Annotated in this window: 7 protein-coding genes; 3 read left to right on the forward strand and 4 right to left on the reverse strand. The window is 73.2% G+C overall.

Translation table 11 applies throughout. The features are described 5' to 3' along the window. The coding region (locus RWM17_RS09535; protein WP_314103056.1) for a serine hydrolase domain-containing protein at nucleotides 1-1,032 on the reverse strand (1,032 nt) is incomplete at its 3' end. An 84-nt stretch (nucleotides 1,033-1,116) separates the two neighbouring features. Further along, complete coding sequence (locus tag RWM17_RS09540; protein WP_314103057.1) at nucleotides 1,117-2,799, reverse strand: long-chain-fatty-acid--CoA ligase; 1,683 nt, start codon at nucleotides 2,797-2,799, stop codon at nucleotides 1,117-1,119. A 120-nt stretch (nucleotides 2,800-2,919) separates the two neighbouring features. On the opposite strand from RWM17_RS09540, the gene RWM17_RS09545 reads away from it, so the two are divergent. From RWM17_RS09545 to lepB, 3 genes are all read left to right on the forward strand, one after another. After that, on the forward strand, nucleotides 2,920-3,738 hold the full coding sequence (locus RWM17_RS09545) for an SDR family oxidoreductase (RefSeq protein WP_209562125.1): 819 nt from the start codon (nucleotides 2,920-2,922) through the stop codon (nucleotides 3,736-3,738). A 171-nt stretch (nucleotides 3,739-3,909) separates the two neighbouring features. Further along, complete coding sequence (locus tag RWM17_RS09550; protein WP_314103058.1) at nucleotides 3,910-4,827, forward strand: oxygenase MpaB family protein; 918 nt, start codon at nucleotides 3,910-3,912, stop codon at nucleotides 4,825-4,827. Between the two features lie 182 nt (nucleotides 4,828-5,009). Continuing rightward, nucleotides 5,010-5,615 (forward strand): signal peptidase I, encoded by a 606-nt coding sequence (lepB, locus tag RWM17_RS09555; RefSeq protein ID WP_314103059.1) that lies wholly within the window; start codon nucleotides 5,010-5,012, stop codon nucleotides 5,613-5,615. 129 nt (nucleotides 5,616-5,744) lie between these two features. Here lepB and RWM17_RS09560 read toward each other — a convergent pair whose 3' ends face one another. Then, the gene (locus RWM17_RS09560) at nucleotides 5,745-7,448 is read right to left on the reverse strand and encodes a long-chain-fatty-acid--CoA ligase (RefSeq protein ID WP_314103060.1); all 1,704 of its coding nucleotides are present in this window, start codon (nucleotides 7,446-7,448) and stop codon (nucleotides 5,745-5,747) included. A gap of 151 nt (nucleotides 7,449-7,599) precedes the next feature. Continuing rightward, on the reverse strand, nucleotides 7,600-8,157 hold the full coding sequence (locus RWM17_RS09565; protein ID WP_314103061.1) for a TIGR03086 family metal-binding protein: 558 nt from the start codon (nucleotides 8,155-8,157) through the stop codon (nucleotides 7,600-7,602). Between the last annotated feature and the right edge of the window lie 300 nt (nucleotides 8,158-8,457).

Raw genomic sequence — 8,457 nt, forward strand, 5'->3', positions numbered from 1 at the left:
GTCCTCGAGGGGCGCCAGCCCGAGCGCGGCCGTGCGGCGGGCCAGCGCGTCGTCGGCGGCAGCGTCGCCCGCGCCCTCGAAGGCCGGCAGGAGGTGCTGCCAGGCGAGGTCGAGCACGGCCTGCATGTCGACGGTCTGGCCGGTGAGCGCGAGCACGACGTCGTGCTCGGGCAGCACGACGCAGAACTGGCCGTAGGCGCCGTCCCCGCGCCAGCCGTGCCGGGCCATCCAGAACTGGAAGCCGTAGCCCTGGCTCCAGTCCGCGTTCGCCTCGTTGGGGTTCGCGACCTGCACCCGGGTCGCCTCGTCGACGTAGGAGGCGGGGAGCAGCTGCCTGCCCTGCCACACGCCCCGCTGCAGCCACAGCTGCCCGAGCAGCGCCACGGCCTCGGTCTGCGCGTGCAGGCCGCTGAAGCCGATCTCGCGGCCGCTGTCGTCGCGCTGCCAGCTGGCCTGCCCGATGCCGAGCGGCTCGAACAACCGCGGACGCAGGTACTCGGTGAGCGACAGGCCGGAGGCGCGCTGCACGATCGCCGCGACCGCGTAGGTGCAGGGCTGGTTGTAGGCGAAGACCGAGCCGGGGTCGGCCTCCGGCGGCGTGAGGAGGAACCCGCGGACGAGGTCGGCCGGGTCGGCCTCGAGCGCGCGGCCGAGGGCCTCGGCCCGGTGTCCGCTCGACATCGCGAGCACATCGCGGACGCGCATCGATCGGCTGCGCGGGTCGGTCACGTCGGCGTCGAGCTCGGGGAAGTGGCTGAGCACGGTGTCGTCGAGGCCGAGGAAGCCCTCGTCGACCGCGAAGGCGACGGCGGTCGAGGTGAAGCTCTTGCTCAGCGAGTAGAGCAGGTGGACACGGTCGGCCGAGTACGGGGCCCACCAGCCCTGCGTCACCACGGAGCCGTGACGCACCAGCACGATGCTGTGCGGCTCGACGCCGGGCGTGGACTCGAGCCCGTCGAGGAAGGCCTCGACGCCGGCGGCGTCGATCCCCTCGGCGGACGGCGTGCTGGTGGGCAGAGCGTCGACGGTCATGCCGTCGAGGCTAGCGCCGGCCGAGCGGATCCGGTCGGCGAGCCAGCGGCGGCGGCTGATCGGGCCGGCCCGGCTCGGCCCGGCTCAGCGGTCGGCGAGCTCGTCCCGCACCTTGCGGCGCAGCACCTTGCCGATCAGCGACTTCGGCAGCTCGTCGACGACGACGATGCGACGGGGCACCTTGTAGGGCGTGAGGTGCTGGCGGGCGAAGGCGCGCAGCGCCTGCACGTCGACCTCGGCGCCCGGGTGCAGGACGATCGCGGCCGCGACCTGCTCGCCGCCGGGGGAGGGCAGGCCGACCGCAGCGGCCTCGGCCACTCCCTCGTGACGCAGCAGCACCTCCTCGACCTCGGACGGGCTCACGTTGAAGCCGCCGGTGATGATGAGCTCCTTGATGCGATCGACGATCCGGACGAAGCCGTCCGGGTCGATGGTGACGATGTCGCCGGTGCGGAACCAGTCGCCGTCGACGAAGACCTCGCTCGACTCCTGCGGCTTCCGGTAGTAGCCGCTGAAGACCTGGGGGCCGCGCACGATCAGCTCGCCGCTCTCGCCGGCGGGCACGTCGACGGTGGGGTTCTCGGGGTCCACGACCCGCACCTCCGTGCTCGACAGCGGCAGGCCGACGGTGCCGGCGCGGCGGGTCGGGCCGACCGGGTTGGCCATCAGCACGGGCGAGCACTCGGAGAGGCCGTAGCCCTCGACGAGCCAGCCGCCCGACTGCTCCTCCCAGGGCTCGACGACCTCGGCCGACAGGGGCATGGCGCCCGAGATGGCCACCTCGACGCCCTTCAGCGAGACCCCGGCGTCGTCGGCGGCCTTCCGGAGGCGCGTGTAGATGGGCGGGACCGCCGGGAGGAAGGTCGGGGGGCGCTTCTTCATCACCTTGAGCACGAGGGTCGGGTCGAAGGCCGGGAACAGCACCAGGCGGGCGCCCATGCTCATCGCGAAGGTGAGGCAGAGCGTCAGGCCATAGGCGTGGAACATGGGCAGCACGGCGTACACGGTGCAGTCGCCCCGTGTGATGGTGGGCACCCAGGCCCGGGACTGCGCCGCGTTCGAGAGCAGGTTCGCGTGGGTCAGCTGGGCGCCCTTGGGGGTGCCGGTGGTGCCGCTCGTGTACTGGATGACCGCGAGGTCGGTCGTGTCGGGCTTCGGGTGACGTGCCTTGATGCGCGACGACCCGACGACCTTCTCCCACGGGACGGTGCCCCGCACGGTCGTGGTCAGGCGGTCGCGCGACTCGCGGGCCTTCTTGATCGGCAGACGCAGGGCGGTGCGGGTCGCGAGGGGCATGCCGCGGGTGACGTCGATCGACACGATCGAGTCGACGGCGACGTCGGACGGGAAGTCCTGCAGGGTCTCGACGACCTTGTCCCACGCGATCGCGACCTTCGCGCCGTGGTCCTCGAACTGGTGCCGCAGCTCACGCGGCGTGTAGAGCGGGTTGTGCTCGACGACGATCGCGCCGAGGCGCAGCACCGCGTAGAACGCCACGACGTGCTGGGGGCTGTTCGGCAGGACCAGGGCGACGGTGTCGCCGTGACGGACGCCGAGCTTGCGCAGGCCCTCGGCCGCGCGCGAGATCTGGTCCACGAGCTCGGCGTACGTGGTGGTCGCGCCGAAGAACTCGAGCGCGACGGCCTTGGGGTACTCGGCGGCCGTGCCCTCGACGATGTCGAGGAGGGAGCCCGTGACGGGCTCGATGTCGTGGGGGACGCCGGGAGCGTAGGAGGCCAGCCAGGGACGGGCGGTGTCGATGGTCACGCGCCCCACTCTAGGCCGAGATGCGCACCCTCCGAGCTGGCTGTGCGCGCGTCGGGGAGGCCGGGCGTTCAGTGGAGCGGCGCTCCCGACAGCGCGACACCACACGACGAGAGGAACACCGTGAGCAAGGTCTGGTTCATCACCGGCGCGTCGAAGGGCTTCGGCCGTGAGTGGGCCGAGGCTGCCCTGGAGCGCGGCGACAGCGTCGCGGGCACGGCCCGGAAGCTCGAGGCCGTCGACGCGCTCGTCGAGCAGTACCCCGACACCTTCCTGCCGCTCCAGCTCGACGTCACCGACCGTGCCGCCGACGTGGCCGCCGTGCAGCAGGCTGCCGAGCACTTCGGTCGCCTCGACGTCGTCGTCAACAACGCCGGCTACGGCCACTTCGGCATGGTCGAGGAGATCACCGAGGAGGAGGCGCGCGGCCAGCTCGAGACCAACCTCTTCGGCGCCCTCTGGGTCACGCAGGCGGCGCTGCCGATCATGCGCGAGCAGGGCTCCGGCCACATCGTGCAGGTCTCGAGCATCGGCGGCATCAGCGCCTTCCCGACGGTCGGCATCTACCACGCGTCGAAGTGGGCGCTCGAGGGCATCAGCCAGTCGCTCTCGCAGGAGGTCGCCGGCTTCGGCATCAAGGTCACCCTCGTCGAGCCCGGCGGCTTCTCGACCGACTGGTCGGGCCCGTCCGCCTCGCGGAGCGACGAGAACGAGGCGTACGCCGAGGTCCGCGAGGCCGCGTCGAAGCGCCCCTCGGCCGCCGACCCCGGCGACCCCACGGCCACCCGTACGGCGATCCTCAAGGTCGTCGACGCCGACGAGCCGCCGCTCCGCGTCTTCTTCGGCAAGGCGCCCCTGGGCATCGCCAAGAAGGACTACGAGTCGCGTCTCGCGCTCTGGGAGGAGTGGCAGCCCGTCGCCGAGGAGGCGCACGGCAACTGACGCCTGCCTGCCTGTTCTGCCCGCGCCTCCTCGTCTCGACACCGGGACGAGGAGGCGCGGTGCGTCCCGGCAGGACGGCCGGACCGCTTCGACCGCCTCGACTGCCTCGACGTCGAGACTCCCGGGCTCGCCGGGGGCAGGCGCCCAGCCTCTGCGGCGCATGATCGGAGGATGCCCGCCCTGACCGAGCCGCTCCGCGCCCGCCTGCAGTACACCTTCAACGGCCAGTACACGGGCACGCCCGAGTGGGTCACCGACCTCGCGAAGGGCGACGACGAGGGCTTCTTCGCGCCGGGGTCGGCGGTCTGGGCCGTGCACGGCTCGAACACCGCCATCCTCGCAGGTGTGCGCGCCCTGCTCGTGCAGGCGCTGCACCCGGGGGCGCTCGCCGGGGTGCACGACCACTCGCGGTTCCGCGAGGACCCGCTCGGCCGTCTCGCCGGCACGATCCGCTGGATCTACACCGTCACCTACGGCAGCCAGGAGGCGGCGACCCACGCCTCCCAGTGGGTCAGCCGCCTGCACACGAAGGTCGTCGGCAGCTACGACGACCGGCACGGCGTCTCGCACGACTACGCGGCGAACGATCCCGAGCTGCTCAGCTGGGTGCACATGGCCTTCGCGGACTCGTTCCTCGCCGCGTACCTGGCCTGGGGCGAGGGCGAGGTGCCCGGCGGGCCCGACGCGTACGTGCGCGAGTGGGCGACCGCCGGCGAGCTGATGGGCGTCGTCGACCCGCCGCGCTCGGTCGCCGAGATGCAGGAGCAGCTGAGGGACTTCGACCGCCGCGGGATCCTCGAGCGGACGGCCCGGACCGAGGAGGTGGTGGGCTTCATCAAGCGGCCGCCGCTGTTCCCGGTGCTGCGCGTCGGCTATCCGGTGCTGTTCAACGGTGCCGTGGGCACCCTGCCGCCGCGGTTCCGCGAGCTGCTCGGCCTGCGCGCGCCGCACGTCGGGCCGGTCGACCTGCCGACCACCCGGCCCGCGGGCGTGATGCTCGGGGCGATCGGCCGCGTGCTCGGCGACAAGCCGGTGGCCGAGGAGCACTCGCTGGCGCGGCTCGAGCGGCTGCGGGGCGCCCAGGCGTAGCCGCCGTCTCCCACCCTCGGGGGTTTTGCCCGCACATGCCGACCGCTAGCGTGAGTTCGGGCTCGCAACGCGTGGAAATGCAGGTATCGCGGGCGCTGCAGTCGGCATTTGCGGGCCGCGGGCACGGGTAGGTACAGGCGCAGGGTCAGGTGCCGGAGGGGGGAGCACTGGAGGATGGGCCGGTGACCGATCCTGCTGCCGCCGCCGCGCCTCCTGCGACCCGGCGGGCGGGAGGGCTGCGCTGGCTGCGCGACCTCGTCGTGATCGTGCTCGTCGCGCTGCTGGTGTCGTGGGGCGTCAGGACCTTCCTCGTGAGGTCGTTCTCCATCCCGTCGGCGTCGATGGAGCAGACCCTGCTGACCGGCGACCGCATCCTGGTGAACGAGCTCGTGCCCGGCGTCATGGACCTGCACCGCGGCGACGTCGTCGTCTTCGAGGACCCGGGCGGCTGGCTGGCCGCGGGCGAGGGCGACGACCTCGTCAAGCGCGTGATCGGGCTGCCCGGCGACACCGTCTCGTGCTGTGACGCCCAGGGGCGCCTGCTCGTGAACGGCGAGCCGCTCGACGAGCCGTACCTGGACGTGCCCGAGGGCGACCCGGCATCGCAGACGCCGTTCGACGTCACCGTGCCCGACGGCGCGCTCTGGGTGATGGGCGACAACCGCGAGCGCTCGGCGGACTCACGGTCGCACGTGACCGGCCCCTACGAGGGCTTCGTGCCGCTCGACCACGTCGTCGGCCGCGCGACGGTCGTCTTCTGGCCGCTCGGCCGCTGGGCGGTGCTGTAGGCCGAGGAGGCGGACGAACCGACGCGAAGACGACGAACCGATGCGGAACACCACGTCGCTTCGTCGCTCTCACGTCGGGACGCGCCCGGTCGAACGGTCGCCAGCGGCCGTGAGCTCGACGGCCGCCGGTCAGCGGCCGGCGATGAGGGCGTCGCGGACCTCGCGACGGAGCACCTTGCCGATCAGCGACCGGGGCAGCTCGTCGACCACGACGACGCGTCGCGGCACCTTGTAGGCGGCGAGCTGCTCGCGGCAGTGGTCGCGCACCTCCTCGGGGTCGACCGTGCTGCCGGGCTCGACGACGATCGCGGCGACGACGTCCTCGCCGCCGCCGTCGCGGGGCAGGCCGACGACCGCGGCCTCGGCCACGCCGGCGACGCCGCGCACCGCCTCCTCCACCTCGGAGGGGGCGACGTTGAAGCCGCCGGTGACGATCAGCTCCTTGATGCGGTCGACGATGGTGACGTAGCCGTCGGCGCTCATGCTGACGATGTCGCCGGTGCGGAACCAGCCGCCGGGCAGGAACGCCTCGGCCGTCTCGTCGGGGCGGTTCCAGTAGCCGCGGAACACCTGCGGTCCGCGGAGGATCAGCTCGCCTGCGGCGCCCGGCGTGACGGGGCGCTCGGGATCGGGGTCGTCGCGGTCGACGACGCGCGCCTCGGTCGAGGGGAACGGCACCCCCACGGTGCCCGGGCGACGGGTCGGCCCCATCGGGTTGCCGAGGGCGACCGGAGACGTCTCGGTGAGGCCGAAGCCCTCGACGAGCATGCCGCCCGTGACCCGCTCCCAGGCGGTCACGGTCGAGAGGGGCAGGTTCATCGCGCCCGAGATGGCGAAGCGGGCGCTGCGGAGGTCGACGCCGCGCTGCTCGGCGGCCTCGGCGAGGCGTTGGTAGATCGGCGGGACCGCGGGCAGGAAGGTCGGCGGGTGCTTGGCCGCGGCCTTCAGCACGAGGTCGACGTCGAACTTGGGGAACAGCACGAGACGCGCGCCGATGCGCATCGCGAAGGTGAGGCAGAGCGTCAGGCCGTAGGCGTGGAAGAAGGGCAGCACGCCGTAGACCGTCTCCTCGCCCTCGACGACGCCCTGCACCCAGGCGCGGCCCTGCTCGGCGTTGCTGCGCAGCGACCGGTGGGTCAGCACGGCGCCCTTCGGCGAGCCGGTCGTGCCGCTCGTGTACTGCAGCAGGGCGACGTCGTCGAGGGCAGGGCGCGGGTGGCGCCTCTTCAAGGGCCGACCCGAGACGAGGTCGGGCCAGCTGACGTCGCCGACGGCGCGGGCGGTGAGCGCCTCGCGGGACTTGCGGGCGGCCGGGATCGGCAGCTTGAGGGCGAGCCGGGTGCCGAGCGGCATGCCGCGGGTCACGTCGACCGAGACGACCGTGTCGAAGCGGAGGTCGCCGGGCAACTCGCGGAGGCGCCCGACGAGCTTGTCCCAGGCGATCGCGACCTTCGCTCCGTGGTCCTCGAAAAGGTGGCGCAGCTCGCGGTCGGTGTAGAGCGGGTTGTGCTCGACGACGACCGCGCCGAGACGCAGGGTCGCGTAGAAGGCAACCACGTGCTGCGGGCTGTTCGGCAGCAGGATGGCCACCCGGTCGCCTGCGGTGACGCCGAGCTTGCGGAGGCCCTCGGCGGCTCGGTCGATCTCGTCGCCGAGGTCGCGGTAACGGGTCTCGCGCCCGAAGAACTCCAGGGCGACCCGGCCTCGGTGTGCCGCGACGGCGTCGTCGATCAGGTCGACGAGCGTGCCCGTGACGGGCTCGACGTCGGCGGGGACGCCCGGGGCGTAGCTGTGCAGCCAGGGGCGGGCGTCGGACTCGGCGTCGGCGGTCATGCGGACATCGAACCATCCCGAGGTCCGGGCGACCTGCGAGGGCGCGCGCTCGGCCCGTCCCGCGTCAGCGAGCGGGGGCAGCCGCGTCAGCGAGCGGGGGCAGCCCCGTCAGCGAGCGGGGGCGGCCCCGTCGTCGGGCGGGCACCCTGTGTCAGCGGGCGTCGCGACCCGTCAGCGCGAGCAGGCGGACGAGCAGCGGGGCGTCGTCGTCGACCGGCACGGGCGAGGCGAAGAGGCCCGATGCCTCGAGGGCGTCCCGCTGCGGCTCGAAGACCGACCAGACGGCGGCGACGAGGTCGTCGTCCAGCTCTTCGTCCGAGCCGATGGCGCGGGCGAGGTCCCACGCGTGGATGGTGACGTCGGCGACCTGCTCGGCGAGGTACTCGTGCACGGGCACGACGTCCGAGCTGAGCCGCACCGAGGCCTCGGGGTCCGCCTCGCGCCACGCCTCGGCCGCGGCGCGCGACGACCGGTGCCAGGCGTCGACGAGGTCGTCGCCGAGCGGCTCGACCGAGGCCTGCGCCTCGCTCGGGTCGCCGCCCTCGAGCAGGACGGGCACCCACTGCTGCTCTCGGGTCACGTGGCGCACGAGGTCGCGCACGGCCCACTCGGTGTCGGGCGTCGGGGCGTCCCAGTCGGTGACCGCCTCGACGCGGCGCGCGAACTCGGCGTGCGCCCGGTGCTGCAGGGTGATCCAGTCGTGCGTCATGCGGGTCCTCCTCGGAGCAGATGTGACGGTGACAACGCAGGAGGCGCGCGAGCCTTCCCGACGGACGACACCGTCCGAGGACGCCCGTGACACCGGAGGTCCGCCGTCAGCGTACCTACCGGGCGCCCCGGCGTGTCCTCTAGTGTCGGGTGCATGACCTCCCTGCTCGAGCTGCTGGTGCGCGTCCTCGCGCCGCTCGAGCTCGCGCTCGCGACGGGCCTCGCCGTCGGCCACGCCGGGTCGCTGCCCGCGGGGGTCGTCGTCGGCCTCGTCGGCGCCGCCGCGGTGCTGGCGATCGTG

Source organism: uncultured Frigoribacterium sp., from assembly GCF_963515265.1.
In the GTDB taxonomy this organism is placed as follows: Bacteria; Actinomycetota; Actinomycetes; order Actinomycetales; family Microbacteriaceae; genus Frigoribacterium.

Coding starts and splice junctions, on each gene's coding strand:
- RWM17_RS09550 (WP_314103058.1), top strand. CDS start 3,910: ATGCCCGCCCTGACCGAGCCGCTCCGCGCCCGCCTGCAGTACACCTTC.
- RWM17_RS09565 (WP_314103061.1), bottom strand. CDS start 8,157: ATGACGCACGACTGGATCACCCTGCAGCACCGGGCGCACGCCGAGTTC.
- RWM17_RS09560 (WP_314103060.1), bottom strand. CDS start 7,448: ATGACCGCCGACGCCGAGTCCGACGCCCGCCCCTGGCTGCACAGCTAC.